General features: G+C 66.3%; 19 protein-coding genes and 1 tRNA gene. 8 read left to right on the forward strand and 12 right to left on the reverse strand.

The window, feature by feature from the left end:
- Positions 1-1656 (forward strand): phosphoenolpyruvate carboxylase (locus tag GGC30_RS14635; RefSeq protein ID WP_153925673.1); only part of this gene is annotated, 1656 nt, incomplete at its 5' end.
- Here GGC30_RS14635 and GGC30_RS14640 read toward each other — a convergent pair.
- Complete coding sequence (locus GGC30_RS14640; RefSeq protein WP_153925675.1) at positions 1657-2622, reverse strand: magnesium and cobalt transport protein CorA; 966 nt, start codon at positions 2620-2622, stop codon at positions 1657-1659. It abuts the gene before it with no gap.
- A gap of 217 nt (positions 2623-2839) precedes the next feature.
- Here GGC30_RS14640 and GGC30_RS14645 point away from each other — a divergent pair, with 217 nt between their 5' ends.
- Positions 2840-3127: a UrcA family protein gene (locus GGC30_RS14645; protein ID WP_153925677.1), complete on the forward strand. Its 288-nt coding sequence runs from the start codon at positions 2840-2842 to the stop codon at positions 3125-3127.
- 101 nt (positions 3128-3228) lie between these two features.
- On the opposite strand, the gene GGC30_RS14650 is transcribed toward GGC30_RS14645, so the two are convergent.
- Positions 3229-5415, reverse strand: a complete 2187-nt coding sequence (locus tag GGC30_RS14650) for a M3 family metallopeptidase (protein ID WP_153925679.1) — start codon at positions 5413-5415, stop codon at positions 3229-3231.
- Between the two features lie 129 nt (positions 5416-5544).
- Between GGC30_RS14650 and GGC30_RS14655 the strand changes: the two genes are divergently transcribed.
- Positions 5545-6402 carry a glutamate racemase gene (locus tag GGC30_RS14655; protein ID WP_153925681.1) on the forward strand — a complete coding sequence of 286 codons (858 nt, stop codon included), beginning with the start codon at positions 5545-5547 and terminating at the stop codon, positions 6400-6402.
- A gap of 4 nt (positions 6403-6406) precedes the next feature.
- Here the strand turns inward: GGC30_RS14655 and GGC30_RS14660 are convergent, their stop codons facing one another.
- From GGC30_RS14660 to argH, 5 genes are all read right to left on the reverse strand, one after another.
- The gene (locus tag GGC30_RS14660) at positions 6407-7396 is read right to left on the reverse strand and encodes a cation diffusion facilitator family transporter (RefSeq protein WP_153925683.1); all 990 of its coding nucleotides are present in this window, start codon (positions 7394-7396) and stop codon (positions 6407-6409) included.
- Positions 7397-7474: 78 nt separating this feature from the next.
- On the reverse strand, positions 7475-8131 hold the full coding sequence (locus GGC30_RS14665) for a hypothetical protein (RefSeq protein WP_153925684.1): 657 nt from the start codon (positions 8129-8131) through the stop codon (positions 7475-7477).
- A gap of 49 nt (positions 8132-8180) precedes the next feature.
- Entirely contained in the window at positions 8181-9455 is a 1275-nt protein-coding gene (gene lysA, locus GGC30_RS14670; RefSeq protein ID WP_153925685.1) for a diaminopimelate decarboxylase, read from the reverse strand.
- 1 nt (position 9456) lies between these two features.
- Positions 9457-9687, reverse strand: coding sequence for a hypothetical protein (locus tag GGC30_RS14675; RefSeq protein WP_055807399.1), 231 nt, complete (start codon positions 9685-9687; stop codon positions 9457-9459).
- Positions 9684-11123, reverse strand: a complete 1440-nt coding sequence (argH, locus tag GGC30_RS14680; RefSeq protein ID WP_370452012.1) for an argininosuccinate lyase — start codon at positions 11121-11123, stop codon at positions 9684-9686. The genes GGC30_RS14675 and argH overlap by 4 nt, the downstream gene beginning before the upstream one ends.
- Here argH and GGC30_RS14685 point away from each other — a divergent pair.
- The gene (locus tag GGC30_RS14685) at positions 11122-11787 is read left to right on the forward strand and encodes a TlpA disulfide reductase family protein (protein ID WP_153925686.1); all 666 of its coding nucleotides are present in this window, start codon (positions 11122-11124) and stop codon (positions 11785-11787) included. The two genes, argH and GGC30_RS14685, sit on opposite strands and share 2 nt — an antisense overlap.
- A 6-nt stretch (positions 11788-11793) precedes the next feature.
- On the opposite strand, the gene GGC30_RS14690 is transcribed toward GGC30_RS14685, so the two are convergent.
- Both GGC30_RS14690 and GGC30_RS14695 read right to left on the reverse strand, forming a co-directional pair.
- Positions 11794-12105, reverse strand: a complete 312-nt coding sequence (locus GGC30_RS14690) for a hypothetical protein (RefSeq protein ID WP_292078263.1) — start codon at positions 12103-12105, stop codon at positions 11794-11796.
- A gap of 75 nt (positions 12106-12180) precedes the next feature.
- A tRNA-Met gene (locus GGC30_RS14695) sits at positions 12181-12257 on the reverse strand.
- Positions 12258-12445: 188 nt separating this feature from the next.
- On the opposite strand from GGC30_RS14695, the gene GGC30_RS14700 reads away from it, so the two are divergent.
- From GGC30_RS14700 to GGC30_RS14715, 4 genes are all read left to right on the forward strand, one after another.
- A complete protein-coding gene (locus tag GGC30_RS14700) occupies positions 12446-13681 on the forward strand; it encodes a PQQ-dependent sugar dehydrogenase (protein ID WP_153925687.1) in 1236 nt (411 codons plus the stop codon).
- A gap of 58 nt (positions 13682-13739) precedes the next feature.
- Positions 13740-13961, forward strand: a complete 222-nt coding sequence (locus GGC30_RS14705; RefSeq protein ID WP_153925689.1) for a hypothetical protein — start codon at positions 13740-13742, stop codon at positions 13959-13961.
- A 204-nt stretch (positions 13962-14165) separates the two neighbouring features.
- On the forward strand, positions 14166-15371 hold the full coding sequence (locus GGC30_RS14710; RefSeq protein ID WP_045809961.1) for an acetyl-CoA C-acetyltransferase: 1206 nt from the start codon (positions 14166-14168) through the stop codon (positions 15369-15371).
- A 17-nt stretch (positions 15372-15388) separates the two neighbouring features.
- Complete coding sequence (locus tag GGC30_RS14715; RefSeq protein WP_153925692.1) at positions 15389-17581, forward strand: 3-hydroxyacyl-CoA dehydrogenase NAD-binding domain-containing protein; 2193 nt, start codon at positions 15389-15391, stop codon at positions 17579-17581.
- 292 nt (positions 17582-17873) lie between these two features.
- Here GGC30_RS14715 and recA read toward each other — a convergent pair whose 3' ends face one another.
- The 3 genes from recA to GGC30_RS14730 all read right to left on the reverse strand — a co-directional run bounded on the left by recA (position 17874) and on the right by GGC30_RS14730 (position 22696).
- Entirely contained in the window at positions 17874-18956 is a 1083-nt protein-coding gene (recA, locus tag GGC30_RS14720) for a recombinase RecA (RefSeq protein WP_055754312.1), read from the reverse strand.
- A gap of 169 nt (positions 18957-19125) precedes the next feature.
- Positions 19126-20766, reverse strand: a complete 1641-nt coding sequence (locus tag GGC30_RS14725; RefSeq protein WP_153925693.1) for an MHYT domain-containing protein — start codon at positions 20764-20766, stop codon at positions 19126-19128.
- A 79-nt stretch (positions 20767-20845) separates the two neighbouring features.
- On the reverse strand, positions 20846-22696 hold the full coding sequence (locus GGC30_RS14730; protein ID WP_153925696.1) for a M20/M25/M40 family metallo-hydrolase: 1851 nt from the start codon (positions 22694-22696) through the stop codon (positions 20846-20848).
- Positions 22697-22733 lie beyond the last annotated feature (37 nt).

Here is a 22733-nt window from a genome sequence, read left to right on the forward strand (position 1 = left end):
GTCAAGGCCGAACCCTATCCGGGGCCCGACGCCTTCGAAGCCGATCTGAAGACGCTTCACGACAGCCTGGTGTCGCACCACGGTGGCGTCTTCGCCGACGACCGGCTCAGCGATCTGATCACGGCGGTCGAGGTGTTTGGCTTCCATATGGCGACACTGGACATGCGCCAGAACGCCGACGTCCATGAACGTGTTGTCGCCGACCTGCTCAAGGTCGCGGGCGTCCAGTCCGACTATCTGGCGCTGGACGAGGAAGGTCGCCTGAAAGTGCTTGCCGCCGAACTGGCCTCGTCGCGCCTGCTGTTCAGCCCCTATGCCGACTATGAGCCGGAAACGCTGAAGGAACGCGCCATCCTTCAGGCCGCCGCGACAGCGCTCGCCGCCTTCGGGCCCCAGGCGATCCGCACTCATATCGTGTCCAAGACTGACGCGGCTTCCGACCTGCTGGAAGTCTATCTGCTGCTCAGGGAGGTCGGTCTCTACCGACCCGAAGACCCCGCCGCCTGTCCCATCCAGGCCGCGCCCCTGTTCGAGACCATTGAAGACCTTCGCGCCGCCCGCCCAACGCTGGAGCGGCTGTTGCAGGAGCCGTCGGCCCTCGCCGTCGCCAAGGCGCGCGGCGTGCAGGAGGTGATGATCGGCTATTCGGATTCGAACAAGGACGGCTCCTACCTGACCTCGGGCTGGGAGCTGCACGAGGCCTCGCGCGCCCTGGTCGAGGTGACGCAGAAACACGGGCTGAAGCTGCAACTGTTCCATGGGCGCGGCGGCACGGTCGGGCGCGGCGGCGGTTCGTCCTTCGCCGGCGTCCTGGCCCAGCCTGAAGGCACGGTCCAGGGCCGCATCCGCACCACCGAGCAGGGCGAGGTCATCGCCAACAAATACGGCGAGCCGGAAATCGCGCTTCGCAATCTGGACGCCCTGACCTGCGGCGCCATGCTGGCCTCGCTGGGCAAGGGCACGGATCACGCCTTCACCGCCGAACACGGCGCGACCCTGTCGGAGCTGTCGGCGCGTTCGATGGCCGCCTATCGCAAGCTGGTCTATGAGACCGACGGCTTCGTCGACTACTACCGCGCCGCCACCCCCATCGCCGAGATCGCCGATCTGAAGATCGGCTCGCGCCCGTCGTCGCGCACCGCCTCGACGCGGATCGAGGATCTGCGGGCCATTCCCTGGGTGTTCAGCTGGTCGCAAAGCCGGGTCATGCTGCCCGGCTGGTTCGGCTTCGGCTCGGCGGTCCAGGGCAAGGACATGGACGAGCTGAAGGCGATGGCCGAGGCCTGGCCCTTCTTCAAGACGCTGGTCCAGAACATGGAGATGGTCATGGCCAAGTCCGACATGACCATCGCCCGCCGCTACGCCACCCTTGTCCCCGATGCGTCGCTGGCGTCGCGCATCTATGGTGAAATCCGCGAGGAGTGGCAGCGCACCCACGACGCCATCCTGGCCATCACCGGCCATGACGCCCTGCTGGGCGGTCAGCCTGAGCTGGACCGGCTGATCCGGCTGCGCATGCCCTATGTCGAGCCGCTGAACCACGTCCAGATCGAACTGATCCGCCGCCGCCGCGCAGGCGACGACGACCCCCGCGTCCGCGAGGGCATCCTTCTGGCCATCAACGGCGTGGCGGCAGGCCTGCGAAACAGCGGGTGACTACAGCCACTTCGTCCGCTTGAACGTCACATACAGCGCCGCGCAGATAGCCGCGATCACGCTAAGGACCGCATAATATCCGTATTCCCAGCGCAGCTCGGGCATGTGCTCGAAGTTCATGCCGTAGATGCCGGCGATCGCGGTCGGCACGGCCAGGATGGCGGCCCAAGCGGCGAGTTTGCGGGTGATCAGGCCCTGACGCTGCTGCTCCAGTAGGTTGGCCACTTCGAAGACCGACGACAGGATGTCGTTCAAGCCCCCCAGCCGGCTGTTCACCCGCCGCACATGGTCCCCCACGTCGCGGAAATAGGGCCGCACGTCCGGGTCGATACAGGGCAGGTCCAGCGACTGAAGCCGTCCCAGCACCTCCTCCATCGGCCCCAGGATGCGCCGGAACTTCAGCAACTCGCGGCGCAGGGTGAACAGCCGGCGGATTTCCAGGCGTGACAGAAAAGCGTCCAGCGTCCGCTGCTCCATCTCCAGAACGCTGTCCTCGACATCGTCGACGATGGGGGCATAGGCGTCGACGATGAAATCCAGAATGCCGTGCAGGACGAAGTCGGGACCCTTCTTCAGCTGCAGCGGCGAGGCTTCCAGCTGTGTGCGCAAATGGTTGTGGGCGCGGGCCGAGCCGTGACGGATGCTGACCACATGGTCGTCACCGACGAAGACGTGCGTTTCGCCATAGGCCAGCCGGTCATCGATCTTCATCGCCGTGCGCGCCACCACGAACAGTTCGCGGCCATAGACCTCGACCTTGGGCATCTGGTGCGCCGCCAGGGCGTCCTCGACCGCCAGCGGATGCAGCTTGAATCGTTCCACCAGGACATCGATCTCGGCGTCCGTCGGATCGTATATCCCCACCCAGACGAACTCGCCCGGCTCCAGCGCCAACCCCTCGGGCGTCAGCGGCGCCTCTCGCACGCGCTGGCCGTCACGATAGACGTAGGAGGCGACGACGGTCATGAAATCTCCAGCAGATGCCTGCCCTGACTTAGAGCGTGAGAAGCCTCAGTAGAAGAAGCATCGGATGCGCAGACGGGTCGATCCTGACCGAAATGTCATGACGTCAAATTATTGAAGCGGCGCCATTCGGCCGCAGAAGCTTCGCCGTTTCGATCGGATCCAGCTTCACCGTTAGCCACCCCGGACAACAAGGGGTTGGAAAACGGAACTCAGGATCATGCTCAAAATCGTCTCTATCACGGCCGCCGCGGTCCTCTCGGCCGGTTCAGCAAACGCCGCGCAGTTCGAAGCCCACATCCCCTATGGCGATCTCGATCTGTCGACCCGACATGGAGCGGCTGCATTCGACGCACGCGTCAACGGCGCCGCAGATCGCTTTTGCCGTAGTGTCCGATCGATTGAGCGCCCGGTCTGTCGCAATAGTTTCCGGCAGGAAGCGTTGTCTCTGTTGCCCGACCATCGCCGAGCCGAATATGCGCGCGGGCGCTTCGCCTTCAACGCTTGAAACGCAAGACGCCGCCGGACAGATCGTCCGGCGGCGTCCGACTTCTAGATAGGCGGCTTTCACCAAGGCCTCATCCGTCCCGAAGAACGGAATACCCTTGATCAGGAAACCGGGAAGCCCCGGACCTTCAGCAGGGCCGCCACGTCCGGGTCGCGACCGCGGAAGGCGCGATAGGCTTCGGCGCGATCGGTGGTGTTGCCGGGGGCCAGCATGATCGACTTGAAGCGGCCGGCGATGTCCGGATTGAACACGTCGCCCGACTCTTCGAAATAGGCCCAGGTGTCGGCGTCCATCGTCTCGGACCACAGATAGCTGTAGTAGCCCGCCGAATAGGCGTCCGACGTGAACAGGTGATTGAACTGCGGCAGGCGGTGCCGCATCACGATCTCCTTGGGCATGCCGATCCGCGCCAGGCTGGCCTTTTCGAACGCGTCGATATCGGTCGGCGGTACGGCCTGGGTGTGCAGGTCCATGTCCACGATGGCCGAGGACAGATAGCTGACGGTCGCATAGCCCTGGTTGAAGGTGGCGGCGGCCTCGATCTTGTTGACCAATTCGGCCGGCATGGCCGCGCCCGTCTGATAGTGCTTCAGATAGCCGTCCAAGATCGGGCGGCTCAGCACCCAGTGCTCGTGCACCTGCGACGGATATTCGACGAAGTCGCGCGGCGTGTTGCCGTACGACGGATAGGTCACCACCGACGACAGATAGTGCAGGGCGTGGCCGAACTCGTGGAACAGGGTCTCGGCGTCGTCCAGCGAGATCAGAACGGGCTCGCCCGGCTCCGGCTTGGTGAAGTTGTTGTTGTTCGACGCCAGAATGACCTTGGCGCCGTCCAGCTGCGAGAACGACCGATAGGTGGTCATCCAGGCGCCCGAACGCTTGCCCGGGCGGGCGTAATCGTCGGTGTAGTACAGACCGATCAGGCGGCCGTCCCGGCTCTTGTCATAGACCTCATAGGCCTCGACGTCGGGCTCGAAGGTCGGCACCGATCCCTTGGGCAGCTTCTTGAACTGGAAGCCGTACAGGCGCTCGGCCATGGCGAAGGAGCCGGCGCGGACCGCGTTCAGCTCGAAGTAGGGCTTCAGCTGGTTCTGATCCAGGTCGTACTTGGCCTTACGCACCTTCTCGGCGAAGTAGAGGTAGTCCCACGGCTCGATGTCGAAGCCGGCGATCGCCTTCATGTCGGCGACTTCCTCGGCGACGCGAGCCTTGGCCGGCGCCCAGACGCGATCCATCAGGGCCTGAGCATTGGCCGGGGTCTTGGCCATCGTGTCCTGCATGCGCAGTTCGGCGTGGTTGCGATAGCCCAGCAGCTTGGCGCGTTGGTCGCGCAGTTTCACGATCTCGGCGATGGTGGCGTTGGTGTCGTTGGCGTCGCCGTTGTCGCCGCGATTGACGAACTTCTTCCAGACCTGCTCGCGCAGGGCCCGGTCGTCGGCGAAGGTCAGGAAGGGATCGACCGCCGAACGCGTGTTCAGGATCGCCCAGCCTTGCAGATTGCGGCTGCGCGCCGCGCTGGCGGCGGCGGCCTTGTTGGAATCTGGCAGGCCCCGCACGCCGGCCTCGTTGGGGATCAGCGTCCAGGAATTCTCATCAGCGACGACCTTCTGGCCGAAGCGGGTGAAGGCGTTGGACAGGGCGGTGTTGATCCGGCCCAGTTCGGCCTTGCCGGCCGCGTCCAGATTGGCGCCCGAACGGATGAAGGCATCGCGGCGACGCTCGGCCAGACGCTTCTGCTGGGCGCTGAGGCCCGCCGCGTCCGCGGTGTCGGCGACGGTCTTGACCCGCTGGAACAGCTTCTCGTTGAAGGTGATCTCGTCCGAAGCAGCGGACAGCAGCGGCGACAGCTCGGTGTCGACCGCGTCATAGGCTTCGCCGCCGATGTTGGAGGTCATTACGCCATAGACGTTGGACGCCCGGTCCAGCGGCTCGCCGGCCAGCTCCAGCGCCGCCATGGTGTTGGCGAACGTCGGGGCCTCGGGGTTGTTGGCGATGGCGGCGATGTCGGCGCGCTGCAGTTCGATGCCTTCCAGCATGGCTTCGCGCAGCTTGGCCGGCGTCACCTTGTCGAAGGGCGGAACGCCATCATACTTCCCGGTCCAGGCCTGCAGCAGCTCGGCGCTCGGCGTCTGGCTGGGCAGGACGGCGCGGGCGATGCGCGCTTCCTCGGCGACGCTGGCGGCGGACGGCGCCGCAGCGGACCCGCCCGAGGTCGCGCCTGTTGAGGCGCAGGCCGACAGGGCCATCAGGCTGCCGCCCGCGATGAGAAGCTGGCGTCTATGCATGGAATGCTCCGAAACAAGATCATGGTTGCGATACACTTAGGCGCACGGATCGCGCCCGTCACCTGACGCGGGGATAAACTTGTCGCCAATCCGGTTGGATACGTCGTCGCACTGTTCTAAAGCCGGGCCATGGCTATTGGCGTTTTCGACTCCGGCGTGGGCGGCCTGACTGTCCATCGCGAACTGACCCGACGCTTCCCCCAGCGGGACTTCGTCTATCTGGCCGATCAGGCCCACGCCCCCTATGGCGGGCGCGGTGGCGAAGACATCGTCGAACTGACGAAAACCGGCTGCGAGCGCCTGTTCGAGGCCGGCGCCTCCGTCGTCGTCCTGGCCTGCAACACCGCCAGCGCCATTGCGCTTCGCCGCCTGCAACAGACCTGGCTGCCGGGTCTGCGCGAGCGTCTGGGCCACCCGGTCAACATCCTGGGCATAATCGTACCGACCATCGAGGCGGCGACCGGCAAGCCCTGGAGCTTTGAAGCTGAGCGCCCGCAGGAAGGCGAAAAGGTCGCCTCCATCGACATCACCGGCGTCTTTTGCACCGCCGCCACGGCTATCAGCCGCGTCTATGAGATCGAGATCGACAAGCGGCGCGAGGACATCGCCGTCTTCTCCGAACCCTGCCCCGGCCTGGCGGGTCTGATCGAGCTGGGCGCGCCGCCGGAAGAGCTGAAGGTGGTGATCGACGACCACGTCGATGCGCTGCGTCGCCGCATCGGCCGCCACCCGGACAAGGCCATCCTGGGCTGCACCCACTATGAGATCGTCGCCGAACTGTTCGCCCAAGCCCTGCCGGCCGGCACCGTTCTGATCGAACAGCCGACGGCGGTGGCGGATGCGCTGGAGCGCTATTTCAAGGCGCACCCCGAATACGATCTGGGCGACAGCGGGCGTCGCGACTTCCTGACCACCGGCCAGGCCGGGCCGCAGTCGGAACTGGTGTCCCAGTTCTGGGGCGCGCCGGTGACGTTCGAACAGGCCTGAGGGCTCAGCAGCCCGGGCAATCCGGCAGCGGCTCGGTCTCCAGCTGCAAGGTCGTGTGGCCGATGGCGTAGCGCTTCGCCACCGCCTGGGCCTCGCAGATCAGGGCCGCCGTGTCCGCGCGGTCGTGGACCAGGTGGGCGGTCAGGGCCGTCTCGGTCGTCGACAGTCCCCAGACGTGCAGATCATGCACGGCTCGCACGCCCGGCAGGCCGACCAGCGCCTGCTCCAGAGCCCGCACGTCCACGCCCGTCGGGGCGCCGTCCATGGCCAGATGGACCGAGTCCTTCAGCAGGCCCCAGGTCGACCACAGGATCACGACCACGATCGCCAGGCTGACCAGCGGGTCGACCACCGACCAGCCGGTCATCATGATCAGCCCGCCCGCCAGCACCACGCCCAGCGACACGCCTGCGTCGGCCATCATGTGCAGATAGGCGCCGCGCGCATTCAGATCGCGCTGCGACTTCATGAACAGCAGCGCAGTGCCCAGGTTGATGACGAAGCCGATGCCGGCGACCGCCATGATGACGCCCGAGCCGACCGGCGCAGGCTCGTTGAACCGCCGCACGGCCTCGAACGCGATGGCCCCGCAGGCGAAGATCAGCAGCAACGCATTGCCCAGCGCCGCCAGCACCGTCGCCTTGCCGAAACCATAGGTCCGCCGACCGCCCGCCGCCCCATGTGCGCCGCGTCGCGCCAGCCAGGCCGCGCCGCCCGCCATGGCCAGACCCAGCACGTCCGACAGATTATGCCCGGCGTCGGCCAACAGGGCGGTCGAATCCGCGATCAGGCCGGCGCCGAACTCGCACGCCACGAACAGCAGATTGACCACCAGACCGACGGCATAGCGCCAGTCGCCGGTGTCCACCGGGCCGTGGCTATGACCGCCGTGACCGTGGCTGTGTCCGTGGTGGCTGTGAGAATGCCCATGGCCGTGATCCGCATAATCGTGGTCATGCCGGTGGCTGGGGCTGTGGTCGTGCGCGGCGTTCATGGGTCGCCTATACGCCCTCTGGCGAAACAGCCAAGCCGATACATGATAACGCATTGAATGTTATCATGTAATATCGCGTCAGTGTTGGTGCATGGCGACCATGAGGCCCAAGGCGATCAGGGCCACGCCCAGCACCGCCCCCTCATATCGCGCCCATCGCTCCAGCCGCAGGATCGAGGCGCCGGCGCTGGCCAGGGCCGTGAAGACCGCCATGCCGGCGATCGTCCCCGCCGCGAACACCACCGTCAACAGCGCCAGGGCGCCAAGACCCGCCGAGGCCGAAGACAGATAGATGGGCAGCAGCACTTCGCCCGGCGAGACCGCCATCATGGCGACCAGACCCAGGAAGGCGGCCTTGTCGGACACGGCCGGCTCGGGCGTCTCGACCGCGGGACCACCGGCCATGGCCGGGCGCTTCAGGGTCGCGCGCGCCAGATAGAAGGCGCCGAACAGGAACAGCAGCACCGCCGCAAGGTGAGGCAGCACGCCCTCGATCCACTGATCCAGCGCCAGACCCGCCGCCACGATCAGACCACCGACCACCGCCGTCGTGGCGATATGCGCCAGGCCCGCCGCCGTCACCGCCATCAGGATCCGCGACGGTCGCCAGCCTTGCGCCCGCCCAACCAGGGTGAACGGCAGCCAGTGGGTCGGCAGGGCCGCATGCAGAAAGGCCGCAACGAAGCCGCCGCCCAGCAGGGAAAGCATGACGGACTGTTCGGGACCGGGGGACATGACCGGCCCTATAGCGTGTTACTTTATAACGGTCGAGAAGAATCGGTGATCAAAGCCAATCGGCGAACGGCTCGCGGTCCAGCATCTCTTCATAGGTCGGGCGTGGCCGGATCACGGCCCACTGATCGCCATCCACCAGCACCTCGGGGACCAGGGGCCGGCTGTTGTATTCGCTGGACATCACCGCGCCGTAAGCCCCTGCGCCGGTGAAGACGATCAGGTCCTCGGTCTCCAGCGGCGGCAGCGCGCGGTCCCGCGCGAAGGTGTCGCCCGTCTCGCACACCGGCCCGACCACGTCATAGGCCGTCGCCCCGCCCTCGCGCGGATTGACCGGCTGGATGTCGTGGAAGGCGTCGTACAGCGCCGGCCGCATCAGGTCGTTCATCGCCGCGTCCAGCACCAGAAAGCGCCGTCCGTCCGAGCGTTCGTTGACCTGGATCACCTGGCTGAGCAGCACGCCGGCGTTGGCGGCCAGCAGCCGGCCCGGTTCGAACGCCGCCTCGACATCCAGCCCGTTCAGAACCCGCGCGGCCATGGCGACATATTCGGCCGGCGACGGCGGTTCGGTCCCGCCGGAATAGGGCACGCCCAGCCCCCCGCCCAGATCCAGCCGGGTCACGGCATGACCCTGCGCCCGCAGTTTGCGCGTCATGTCCGCCAAAACCTCGAAGGCGGCCTCCAGCGGCTTAAGGTCAGTGATCTGGCTGCCGATATGGCAGGCCAAGCCCACCGGCGTGACATGGGGCGAGGCCGAGGCGCGGGCATAGAGGTCCATCGCCTCCTCGACCGGCACGCCGAACTTGTCGCCCTTGCCGCCCGTGGTGATCTTGGCGTGACCGCCCGCTCCCACGTTCGGATTGACCCGGACGGCGATGGCCGGCGAGGCATCCATCATGGCTGCAACGGCGATCAGCCGATCCAGCTCGGCGCCGGATTCGACATTAATCTGACGCACGCCGACGCTGATGGCGAAGGCCATTTCCACATCGGTCTTGCCAACGCCGGAGAAGATGATCCGGTCGGACGGCACGCCGGCGGCCAAGGCGCGGCGGATTTCGCCCTCGGAGACGGTGTCTGCGCCGGACCCCAGTTTCGCTAGGGTCGCCAACACCGAAAGGTTGGAGTTGGCCTTGACCGCAAAGGCGATCAGGGCCTCGCCCAAAGCGTCCCGATGCGCATCGGCGGCAGCGCGCAGCAGGCCGTAATGCCGCTTCAGGGTCGCGGTCGAATAGACATAGGCCGGCGTGCCGACCTCGTCCGCAATCAGCTCCAGCGGCACGCCCTCGGCATGGAGGGCGCCGTCCTTCAGGTCGAAATGGTGCAACTTACCGCGGGTCGTTCTGGGCGGCGCCGGCGCCGATCGGGTTGGACGGGCCGCCGTCGATCGGCACGCTGCTGGACGGACGGTTCATGGTCGCCGGCTCGGGCAGCCCCGGCGCTCGGCTGCTGCGCGGCGCACGCTCGGTCTCGCGCACCGGCGATTCCAGATCGGCCATCCGGCCGCAGGCGGAGGTCAGGAGGGCGAGCGCGCCCGCGAGGATCAGAGATTTTTTCACAGGCGGGCTCTCCAGTCGGCGATGCGCGCACGGACCTGTTCCGGCGCGGTTCCCCCATAGCTTTGGCGGCTTTGGCACGAAGCCTCGGCGGTCAGCACCTTGTAAACCGCTTCGGTGATCCCTGGCTCCAGTTTCTGCATTTCTTCCAGCGGCAGTTGCGACAGATCCACGCCCAACCCCTCCGCCCGTTTGACCGCCGCGCCGGTCACGTGGTGCGCCTTTCTGAACGGCAGGTTCAGTTCGCGCACCAGCCAGTCGGCTAGGTCTGTCGCGGTCGAAAAGCCCGCGCCCGCCGCCTGGGCCATCCGTTGGGTGTTGGGTTGCAGGGCCGAAACCATCGCCGTCATCGCGACCAAGGCCAGATCCAGGGCGTCGAAGGCCTCAAACACCGGCGGCTTGTCCTCCTGCATATCCTTGGAATAGGCCAGCGGCAGGCCCTTCATCACCGTGGACAGAGCGACCAGCGAACCCATGATCCGCCCGGTCTTGGCCCGCACCAGTTCGGCGGCATCCGGATTGCGCTTCTGCGGCATGATCGACGAGCCGGTGGTCAGGTCGTCGGGCAGGCTGGCGAAACCGAACATCGGCGTCATCCAGACCACGATCTCCTCAGCCAAGCGCGACAGATGCCCGGCCGTGATCGAGGCGGCGGCCAGGCTTTCCAATGCGAAGTCGCGGTCCGACACCGCGTCCAGCGAGTTCGCCATCGGTCGATCGAAACCCAGATCCGCCGCCGTCGCCTGACGATCGATGGGGAAGGGAGAGCCGGCCAGGGCCGCCGCCCCCAGCGGGCTTTCATTCATCCGAGCGCGGGCGTCGGCGAAACGTCCGGCATCACGGCCAAACATCTCGACATAGGCCATCAGATGGTGACCCAGGGTCACGGGCTGAGCGGTCTGCAAATGGGTGAAACCGGGCATCAGGTCGCCGGCATGCTGTTCGGCGCGCGTCAGCAACGCGGCCTGCAGCGCCTTCAACTGCGCGACTGAGCGATCGCAGGCGTCGCGCACCCACAGGCGGAAATCGACCGCGACCTGATCGTTGCGGCTGCGCGCCGTGTGCAGCCGGCCCGACGGCTCGCCGATCAATTCATTGAGGCGCGCCTCCACATTCATGTGGATGTCCTCGAACTGTTCGCGGAACGGGAAGGTCCCGGCCTCGATCTCGGACTGGATGACCTCCAGCCCGCCCAGGATCGCGTCCGCATCGGCCTGCGCGATGATGCCCTGCTTGGCCAGCATGCGGCAGTGGGCCCGCGATCCGGCCAGATCCTGACGCCACAGGCGCTGGTCCACGCCGATGGAGACGTTGATCGCCTGCATGATCTCGGCGGGGCGCGACGAAAAGCGTCCGCCCCACATGTCTTGACCCGCGGGCTTCACCGGCGCAGTCGAACCGCCGGATGGATTGGCGTCGGAAGAAGGTGTTTCGGTCATGAGCGGCTCAAGAAAGGCGATCTGGGCGGTCGTCGGCGCGGTCGTCGTCGTCAGCACCATCGCCGGCGCCGGCGGCATGGCGATGTCGCTATACGCCAATCATCGCCAGAAGGCGCAAGTCGAACAGACCACAACCGCCGCCGAGGCGCCAAAAAGCGACCTGGCGCGCTTCGCGGTCGGATCCCTGGCCGCGTTGTCGACCCCGGCCGCGTCGAAACCGGCGCCCGAATACGCGTTCCGCGATCGCACGGGCACAGCCGTCCGTTTCTCGGCTTTTCAGGGCAAGGTCGTGGTCGTCAACCTTTGGGCGATGTGGTGCGCGCCGTGCAAGGCGGAGATGCCGACGCTCCAGGCGCTGGCGAAGGCCTATGAGGCGAACGAGGATCTGGTCGTCCTGCCGATCAACGTGGACGCCACACCCGAAGCCGCAGCCGAGGCGAAACGTTTCTTGGCCGACCACGCGCCCCTGCCGTTTTACAGTGACGCCAAATTCCAGCTGCCGTTCGAGTTTCCCGGCAAGGGCGCCATGCCGCAGACCATTATCTTGGATCGTCAGGGCCGCATTCGGGCTGTCATGAAGGGTGAGGCGGACTGGTCCAGCCAAGAAGCCCGCGCTTTGATCGATGCGATCCTGGCGGAAGGCGGCGCGCCGCCCCCCGCCTGATCGACTTTAGTTTGTGTTCGCCGGCACGCGCTGATCGGTCGCGGGATTGATCGCGCCGGGCTTGCCCTCGGCCGCCGCTTCGGCCTGTTCGGTTTCCAGCTTGTCGGCGACCTTGCCGGCGCCGCTCTCGACCGCCTGCGCCGCCTTCATCGCGCCGCCCTCGATCACTTCCCCGGCCTGAGACGCGACATCGGCCGTCTTGTCGGCCGCAGCCTCGGCATGCGCCTCGGTCTTTTCCTGCTCGGCCTGGGTGCAGGCGGCTGCGCCCAGCGTCATTGCGGCGACGGCCGCCATCAGGGCTTTGGTTCGGATCGTCACGACGAAACTCCGGTCAAGGTTGAAATCTCGACCGGAAAACGCAGCACAACGGCGCAGGTTGCAGCGGGTATGAGGTGGTGACTGGAGGCGGGATCGAACCGCCGACCTGTGGGTTATGAATCCACCGCTCTAACCATCTGAGCTACCCAGTCCCGGGCCCTGCGCGAGGCCGGGGCCAGCGCGAAAGAGGCGTGCCTATATCGCCGTCGGGCGCGCGGTTCAAGTCGTCTCGGACCAGAACCTGCGGCGATAGAGCGCAAGACGGCTTGCGGCAGGAACAGTAACGCTGGCTTCGCCTTTTCGTAACGACTGCCCACAGCCCAGCCGGAGCTCGTCCTTCATGCGCCTGATCGTCGCCGCCGCCTCGACATCCCTGCTCGTTCTCGCCGCCGCCTGTGGCGCGAATAGCGAGAGCGCCGTTGCTGCGCCTCAGGCTGGGGCCCCGCTGGAAACCCGTTCGGCGAACAATCCCGATCAACAACCGGCCTTCGCCGGCCAGACCCGCGCGCCGGGCGTCAAGACCGAACAAGCCATGACCCATACGGTGGTCGCCTCGGACCTTGTCCACCCCTGGGGTCTGGCGGCCCTGCCCGACGGCCGCTGGCTGGTGACGGAAAAGCCGGGCCGTCTGCGCATCATCACCGCCCAGGGCCAGGTCGGCGAACCGCTCACGGGCCTGCCAGCTGTCGATGCGCGCGGTCAAGGCGGCCTGCTGGATGTGATCGTCGGACCGAGCTTCGCGCAGGATCGCATGATCTATTGGAGCTATGCCGAACCGCGCGAGGGCGGCAACGCCACCTCGGTCGCGCGCGGGCGTCTGTTGGACGACGGATCACGCGTCGAGAACGTCCAGGTCATCTTCCGCGCCCTGCCCGTCTATGACGGCGACAAGCATTTCGGGTCGTCCCTGGCCTTCGCGCCGGACGGCAAGCTGTTCATCACACTGGGCGAACGCTCGGACAAGCCGATGCGGCCTCAGGCGCAGGATCTGGGCTCGCACATGGGTAAGACCATCCGCATCAACGCCGACGGCACAGTCCCGCAGGACAACCCCTTCGTCGGCCGCGCCGGCGCCCTGCCGGAAATCTGGAGCCTGGGACACCGCAACGTTCAGGGCGTCGCCGTTCAGCCGGGAACGGGCGCGATCTGGACCATTGAACACGGCACGCGCGGCGGCGACGAGGTCAATCTGGACAAGGCCGGCGCCAACTACGGCTGGCCGGATGCGGCCTACGGCGTCGAATATGCGGGCGGTCAGATCAACAGCGGCGCCACCCAAAAGGATGGCACCGAACAGCCCGTCTATTACTGGGATCCGGTGATCGCACCCGGCGGCGCAACCTTCTATCAGGGTGCCATGTTCACCGGCTGGGACGGCAACCTGCTGGTCGCGGGCCTGAAGGAAAAACATATTGCGCGTCTGGTGATCCAGAATGACCGGGTGGTGGGCGAAGAGCGCCTGCTGACAGACTTAGGCGAACGCATCCGCGACGTGGCGGTCGGCGGCGACGGGTCGGTCTGGGCCATCACCGACGAACAGAACGGCAAGCTGGTCAGGCTGTCGGCGACGCAGTAGTCTTCGAAGGCCGGGGGGCTATGCGGAGCGGTTGACGCTCCAAAGGGAGCAGCGAACCATGCGTATCCTCATCCTTTCCGCCGCCATTGCCCTGCCGCTGCTTTCGGGCTGCAGCACGATAGGCGCGACCAATAGCTATCAGCAGGAACTGAACGCTCTGGAGGCCGCCTGCACGCGTGACCAAGGCATTCTGACGCCGACTGGCGTTCAGACCGGGCGTCCGCAGACCGAATACGCCTGCAAGATCACCGGCGGCGCGACCCGTATTCCGCCGCGCTGACAGCGGACGCTCTACCGTCTTTCCCACGCTCTTGTCGCGTCTATCCGCTGAGGCATCCGCCTCAAGCGGCCGCGATCACGCGGCTTATTACTTGACGTTGACGTAAACGTAGGGTTCTTGGCGTCCACGCTTGGAACCGCCCTGTCCGTCGTGCCGCGACCTGCCGCATGTTGAGGATGGGCCCAAAGATGGAGACGCATTTCCATGGCTGACGCCTATATCTACGACGCCGTCCGCACGCCGCGCGGCAAGGGCAAGAAGGACGGCTCGCTGCACGAGATCACCGGCCTCAGCCTGGCGACCCAGGTGCTGGAAGCGCTGCGCGACCGCAACGACCTGGACACCTCCAAGGTCGACGACGTCATCCTGGGCTGCGTCACGCCCGTGGGCGAACTCGGCGCCGACATCGCGCGCACCGCCGTGCTTTCGGCCGGCTGGTCTCAATATACGGCGGGCGTCCAGATCAACCGCTTCTGCGCCTCGGGCCTGGAAGCCGTGAACATGGCGACGGCCAAGGTGAAGTCCGGCGAGGCCGACTTCGCCGTCGGCGGCGGCGTCGAGGTCATGAGCCGCGTGCCGATGGGTTCGGATATGGGCGCCTGGCCGACCGACCCTTCGTCGGCCTTCCCGACCTATTTCGTGCCGCAAGGCGTGTCGGCGGACATGATCGCCACCAAATACGGCTTCAGCCGCGACGACGTGGACGCCTATTCGGTCGAGAGCCACAAGCGCGCCGCCAAGGCCTGGGCCGAGGGTCGGTTCAAGAACTCGGTCATCGGCGTCAAGGACCAGCTGGGCCTGACCATCCTGGATCATGACGAGACGATCCGTCCGAACACGGACATGCAGGCGCTCGGCGGCCTGAACCCCTCCTTCGCCATGATGGGCGAAATGGCCTTCGACGGCGTAATCAATCAGCGCTATCCCGAGGTCGAGCGCGTCAATCACGTCCACACGCCGGGCAACTCGTCCGGCATCGTCGATGGTTCGGCCGGCGTGCTGATCGGTTCGCTGGAAGCCGGCCAGGCCCTGGGCCTGAAGCCCCGCGCCAAGATCCTGGGCGGCGCCTCGATCGGTTCGGAGCCGTCGATCATGCTGACCGGCCCGGAATATGTGACCCGCAAGCTGCTGGGCAAGCTGGGCATGACGCCCGACGACATCGACCTGTGGGAGCTGAACGAGGCCTTCGCCGCCGTCGTGCTGCGCTACATGCAGGCCCTGAATATCGACCACGCCAAGATGAACGTGAACGGCGGCGGTATCTCGATGGGCCACCCGCTCGGCGCCACCGGCGCCATGATCACCGGCATCGCCCTGGACGAGCTGGAGCGCTCGAACAAGTCGACCGCCCTGGTCACCCTGTGCATCGGCGGCGGCATGGGCACCGCCACCGTCATCGAACGCGTCTGATCCAGGAGCAAATGGATATGGAAAACTTCAAGATCGACGTCGACGCCGACGGCATCGCCCTGATCACCTTTGATGTTCCGGGCCGTTCGATGAACACCCTGACCTCCTTGGTGATGAAGGAAATCCCCGAGCTGGTCGAACGCATCAAGACCGACGACGCCATCAAGGGCGCCGTCATCACCTCAGGCAAGGCCTCGGGCTTCTGCGCCGGCGCGGACCTGGGCGACATGGCCGGCGGCGTGCTGTCGGGCGGCGGCGACCTCCAGAAGGCGTTCGACGCCGGCTGGAAGCTGAACGGCGCCTTCCGTGCGCTGGAAACCTCGGGCAAGCCGATCGCGGCCGCGATCAACGGCCTGGCCTTGGGCGGCGGACTGGAGTTCACCCTGGCCGCTCACTACCGCGTGGTCGAGAACGACAACAAGATCCAGCTGGGCCTGCCTGAGATCAAGGTCGGTCTGTTCCCCGGCGGCGGCGGCACCCAGCGCCTGACGCGCCTGGTCGGCGTCCAGAACGCCATGATGGCGATGAGCGAGGGCAAGTCCTTCCGCCCGAACGACGCCAAGGGCGCCGGCATCGTGCATGAGGTGGTCGAGAAAGGCCAGTCGGTCGAGGCCGCCAAGGCCTGGATCAAGAACGGCGGCAAGGCCGTGCAGCCCTGGGACGAGAAGTCGTTCAAACTGCCCGGCGGAGGCCCCTATCACCCGGCCGGCATCCAGAACTTCATGGTCGGCAACGCCATGCTGCGCAAGCAGTCCTACGGCAACTATCCGGCCGTCGTGAACCTGATGAAGGCCGTTTACGAAGGCGCTCAGGTGCCGATGGATGCGGCTCTGCGCATCGAGACCCGCTACTTCATCAAGACCCTGATGACGCCGCAGGCGCAGGCCATGATCCGTTCGCTGTTCCTGTCCAAGCAGGAGCTCGACAAGGGCGCCGTTCGCCCGGCCGGCGTGCCCAAGTCCGATCCGAAGAAGGTCACGGTCATCGGCGCCGGCATGATGGGCGCGGGCATCGCCTATGTGCAGGCGCTGGCCGGCATCGAAACCATCCTGATCGACCAGACGCAGGAAGCCGCCGACAAGGGCAAGGCCCACGTCGAGGAGCTGCTGAAGAAGCGCTTGTCACGCGGTCAGCTGACGCAGGAGAAGTATGACGCCCTGCTGGGTTCGGTCACGGCGACGACCGACTATGAGCTGATCAAGGGCTCGGACCTGGTCGTCGAGGCCGTGTTCGAAAACCGCGAGATCAAGGCCGACGTGACCAAGCGCGCCGAGGCGCAACTGGTCGAGGGCGCCGTCTTCGGCTCCAACACCTCGACCCTGCCGATCACCGGCCTGGCCGAGGCCTCGGTGCGGCCCGAGGACTTCATCGGCATCCACTTCTTCTCGCCCGTCGACAAGATGATGCTGGTCGAGATCATTCTGGGCGAAAAGACGGGTCAGGCCGCCATCGCCAAGGCGCTGGACTATGTGCTGAAGATCAAGAAGACGCCGATCGTCGTCAACGACAGCCGCGGTTTCTACACCTCGCGCTGCTTCTCCACCTTCCTGATGGAGGGCATGGCGATGCTGGAAGAGGGCTACGGCCCCGCCCTGATCGACAATGTCGGTCGCATGACCGGCATGCCGCGCGGCCCGCTGGAGATGCACGACGACGTCGCCCTGGACCTGTCTTACAAGATCGCCAAACAGACGGCGCTGGATCTCGGCGACAAATACGTCCCGTCGGAAGGCGCCGACATCGTCGCCAAGATGGTCGAGGGCGGTCGCTTCGGTCGCAAGAACGGCAAGGGCTTCTACGATTACGATCAGAAGCCCAAGACGATCTGGAAGGGTCTGGGCGAACTGGCCCCCACCACCAAGGGCATCGACCAGCCGGAAGAACCGACCGCCTTCGCCCAGATCGACGAGCTGAAGACGCGCCTGCTGTATCGTCAGGCCGTCGAAGTGGCCCGCTGCTGGGAAGAGGGCGTCATCGACGATCCGCGCGAAGCCGATCTGGGCGCCATCCTGGGCTGGGGCTTCGCGCCCTGGACCGGCGGCCCGATCAGCATGATCGACGGCATCGGCCTGGCCAAGTTCGTCGAGACCGCCGACCGTCTGGCCGCGACCTATGGCGATCGCTTCAAGGTCCCGCAGCTGCTGCGCGACATGGCGGCGAAGAACGAAACCTTCTACGGCAAGTTCGCCCCGGAGAAGGCCGCCGCCTGATCGGTCGCGGACATCCACAGAAGACGGAACGGGCGGCCTTCGGGTCGCCCGTTTTCGTTTGGCACCACTTTTTCTTTCTTCATTCCGGGCGCGCAGCGCAGACCCGGAATGAAGAAAGGGGAAGATGCTCCGCTATCAAAAGAAAGACCCGCTCGACACGAGGTCGAGCGGGTCGCTCCGCCGCCCTTCGCGGGGTCGGTGGCGGGTCGCTAGGGGCGACGGAGTAGCGGTGAAAAGACCGGACCGAGCCCGGGACAAACTCTGAAAGTCCGCCCAGCCACGGATGTTGGTGTTAGCCTTCCAGATCCTGGCCTTCGTCCGGCTCGGGCGTGCCCAGCAGTTCGTCGGCGATCTTGTTGGTCGAGGCGCGCACGGCCTTTTCGATCGAGGCCGCGATGTCGGGGTTCTGCTTCAGGAACTCGCGCACATTCTCGCGGCCCTGACCGATCCGGGTGGAGTCATAGCTGAACCAGCTGCCCGACTTTTCGATGATGCCGGCCTTAACGCCCAGGTCGATGACTTCGCCCAGTTTGGAGATGCCCTCGCCGTACATAATGTCGAAGATGACCTCGCGGAACGGCGGGGCGACCTTGTTCTTGACCACCTTGACCCGGGTGGTGTTGCCGACCACCTCGTCACGGTTCTTGATCGCGCCGGTGCGGCGGATATCCAGACGCACCGAGGCGTAGAACTTCAGCGCATTGCCGCCCGTCGTCGTCTCGGGCGAGCCGTACATGACGCCGATCTTGTGACGGATCTGGTTGATGAACAGCACAATGCATTTCGATTTGGAGATCGAGGCCGTCAGCTTGCGCAGCGCCTGGCTCATCAGGCGCGCCTGAAGGCCCGGCAGGCTGTCGCCCATCTCGCCCTCGATCTCGGCGCGCGGCGTCAGGGCCGCGACGGAGTCGATGACCACGATGTCCACGGCGCCCGACCGGACCAGCGTATCCACGATCTCCAGCGCCTGCTCGCCGGTGTCCGGCTGCGACACCAGAAGATCATCCAGATTGACGCCCAGCTTCTGGGCATAGACCGGGTCCAGCGCATGTTCGGCGTCGACGAAGGCGGCGACCCCGCCCTTCTTCTGCACTTCCGCGACGGTGTGCAGAGCCAGGGTCGTCTTGCCCGAGGATTCCGGGCCGAACACCTCGATCACCCGCCCGACCGGCAGGCCGCCGATGCCCAGCGCCATGTCCAGGCCCAGCGAGCCGGTCGAGACGCTGTCGATCTCGGCGACCACGCCCGCTTTGCCCAGTTTCATCACCGAACCCTTGCCGAAGGCGCGATCGATCTGCGCGATCGCCGCCTCCAGGGCGCGTTGCTTGTCGCCGTCGTCCTTGCCCACCAATTTGAGTGCCGCCTGTGAAGCCATTGCCTTCGTCTCCCTTGCCATGATTCCCGTCATTCAGCTTGGGAGAGACCCGCCTGGACCCGCCCCCGTTTCGTGAGGTCGACTATGTGCATGGTTTGTTCTGGTTCACAAGATGTTCTCATCGATCAAAACGAGAACATCCAAAACCTACGACCGTTTTTGACGCCAGCTAAAGCGGAAGGCGCAGGCTGAAGCTGGCGCCTTCGGGGTCGTAAGTCATGACCGCCGAGCCGTGCAGCGAGCGGTTGATCGTCGAGTCGATCAGCACCGAACCGAAACCCTTGCGCTGAGGCGGCGACACCGCCGGCCCACCACTTTCCACCCAATCCAGCAGCAGATGGCCTTCCGCCACGGACCAGTCGATCCGCACACAGCCCGAGGCGTTCGACAGGGCGCCGTATTTGGCGGCGTTCACCGCCAGCTCGTGAAAGACCATCCCCATCCCCAACGTCTGTTGCGCGTTCAGATCGACGGCCGGACCGGTCAGGCGGACCTGTTCCTCGGCATAGGGGGCCAGTTCCTGAGCCAACATGGCGCGCAGATCGACATGCTCCCAGTTCGCAGCCGTCAGCAGATTCTGAGTGTTGGACAGGGCCACGAGCCGCGCTTCGAAAAGGGCGGTGAAGGTGGCGACATCCGGCGTGCGCCGCGCGGTCTGGTGGGCGATGGACTGCACCGTGGCCAGTGTGTTTTTCACCCGGTGATTCAGTTCGTTGATCAGCAATCGCTGCAAGCGTTCGCTGTCGGCCAAGGCGGCGAAGGCCTCGCGGCGATCCGTGATGTCGGTGATGACGCCCGACATCTTGATCGGCCGGCCCGAACGACTGCGGATCAGGCGTCCGCGCAGATGGATCCAGCGGCCAGAGGCCGGCAGACGCCATTCCTGATCGTATTCGCCCTCCCCGGCCAGGGCGCGCTCCAGCGCCTGACGATGCAACGGCAGATCCTCGGGCGACAGACGGTCGCCGACTTCGCTCGGGCCAAGACGGCAGGACGGATCGATGGACAGGATTTCGCGCGCGCGGCCTGACATCATCGTCGTCTTCATCGGCAGGGTCGCTTCCCAGAACCCCACGCCGCCGGCGTCCACGGCCGCCAGAACATTGGCCCGCTGATCGACGATCGAGGCGCCGAGCGCGAGAAAAAGCAGTGTCACCGCCCCGGTCGTCACCGCGACCGCCAATACCACCGGCGACGCCCCGCCCTGCAACGGCCCCGCGTCGGCGGTCGGGGTCAGGATCAGGGCCGCCATGCCGACATGGTGCATGGAGACGATGGCCATCCCCAGGATCACTGCGGCGACCGCGCGCCAGGCCAGACCTCGTTCCTGACGGGCCGCCACCAGGGCAGCGTAGGCGGCGGCGACCGCCACCACGACCGACAGGGCGACCAGCACGGGCTGATAACTCAGGACGGCGTTCATCCGCATCGCCGCCATCCCGACATAGTGCATGGCGACGATGGACCCGCCCATCAGCAGGGCCGCCGGCGCCAGTCGCAGGGGGCTGGCCTGCGCCGTGCCCGCCGTCAGGAAGGCCGCCGCCGTGCCGCCCGTCGCCAGCAGGAAGGAGACCAGCGTCAGGCCGGGATCATAGAAGACGAGGCCTTCGGCCTCGAACCCCAGCATGGCGATGAAATGCATCGACCAGATGCTGACGCCCAGCGCCAGGGCTGAGACGCCAAGCCAGCGCAAACGCGTCGCGCCGATCTGGCTTCGGGTTCGATTGAACAGATCCAGAGCCGTCCACGCGCCCAAAATCGCGATCGCCAGCGACAGGACGGTGAACGCATTGACGTGAAGGTGGTGCAAGCGCGCCGGAGCCCCAAGAAACAGCAGCGATAGCCTTAGCCGGGTTTCATCGCTCGGACGACTGCGAAACGCATCCGGATCAAGCGACCAACCTTGCGCCCACGGCGACCGCGACGGCCAGCGTCAGACTGGCGGCGGCGAAGATCGGCAAGGCCCGGCCCGAGCGAGGCGCCAGCGGGCGGACCAGCATCGCGATCATCAGGGCAATCGGCCCCACCGCGCCAGGCATGTCCATGCCGACCCCCAGGAAGACGCCATGCCCCTGAACCAGCAACCACCCACCGACCACCGCCGTCGTTACGACGGCGGGTGCGAAGGATGCCCACGAGCCGAGACGGGCGCCGATCACCGCCGTCGATGCGGCGGCCAGGGCTGCGATCAGACCGGGCCACAGCAGCAGGAAGGCGGCTTCCGGCGCCACCGTCTGCACCCCGCCGCCCAGGATCAGAACCAAGATGATCAGCCCCAGCCAGCCGCCCCAGACGGCGTCTGCGTCCTGCGGTTTCGGCCGCGCTAGGCTGAGCGCCAGCGCAATCACCGTCGCCCCCACGACAGGCGGGCTAAAACCACCCAGCGCCGCTGCAATCGCGAATGCCGCCAGTATCACTCCCGATGCGCCCCATCGGCCCATCAGGCGTCGCCCTGAGGTCAGCATCAGAATCAGGGCCAGCATGGAAAGGGCCACGGCAATTTCCAGAAACGGCAGGCGACGCAGCAAGGTGTAATAGAGGTCGGCCGAATCCACGCGACGGCCGATCGGCCCGGCCAGGACGCGCACCGCCTGTCCCACCACCACCGCGCTGGCCAACAGCCACAGACCATCCGCCGCGCCCCGCACGACCGACGTCGCCCGCAAGCCCGTGGCATGGCGCGCGCCCCAGGCGGCGAAGGCCGTCGCCAGGACTCCCACGGTCAGCAGCAGCCAGCCGATCGCCGGCGAATGCTGCACGACGAACAGGCCGAAGACGTCGGCATAGACGGCGTTCTGCGTCGCCTGCGGCAGGGTCGGCGCCCGCAACAGGTCATCGGCCATTTCCAACGCCTGGGAGCCGATATGCTGCACGCTACCCTGATCCAGCGCCTGCGGCGTCGAGGACGGCGCGTGGTACTGCGCCGGACGGCCGATGAAGGCCAGATTGATCCCCGCCAGCCTCCGATCCGCCGCCACGGTGAAGTCCGTGCCATTGGGCATCAGCCGATAGACGAAGATGGCCAGGGCGTTGCTGGACGGCCCGCCCGTCGCCCTCTGGGTCGCCTGCGCATAGCGGGCGATGGTCTGGGCGTTGCCGGGTCCGGTCTCGAACATCATAGCGCGCCCGCCGCCGCCCCGCGCCTCCAGATTGATCATCGCCCCGATGTCGTCGCGCAGCGGATGTTCGCTGAAAAAGGCCCGCGCCCCGTCCAAATTCAGCTCCTCGGCGTCGGTGAACAGGACCAGCAGCGTCCGCTCGGCGACGCCCCGCGCCTTGATCGCGCGCACGGCCTCCAGAATGGCGGCCACGCCGGACGTGTCGTCGGCGGCGCCGGGCGAGGTCGGCGAGGTGTCGTAATGCGCCATCATGGCCACGGCAGGCATGGCCGGATTCCGTCCCGGCAGGACACCGACAATGTTGACGGCCTGAACGCCGCCCGCATTTCCACCCTCCCGCTCGAGCCGCGCGACGGCGGCCGGCGACAGGGCCCCGGCCTGGAAGCTGGGCTGAAGCCCCAGCGCCGTCAGCCTCTGGACCAGATAGGTCTGAACCTGCCGATGCTCGGCCGAGCCGACCGGATGCGGCGCTCGTGCGATCCGGTTCACGTCCATCATGGCGCGCGCGGCCGAGAACTGAACCGCAGGCGTCGAAGCGGGCAGGGGTTTGGGCGTCTGCGCGGTCAGCACCGCCAAACCGATGGCCGCCACAAGTGACGCCAGAAACAACACCCAACGCATATCCGGTCCCCTTGATCGCTCTGTCCCGCAATCAGCC

Source organism: Brevundimonas sp. SPF441 (assembly GCF_009661015.1).
GTDB lineage: Bacteria > Pseudomonadota > Alphaproteobacteria > Caulobacterales > Caulobacteraceae > Brevundimonas > Brevundimonas vesicularis.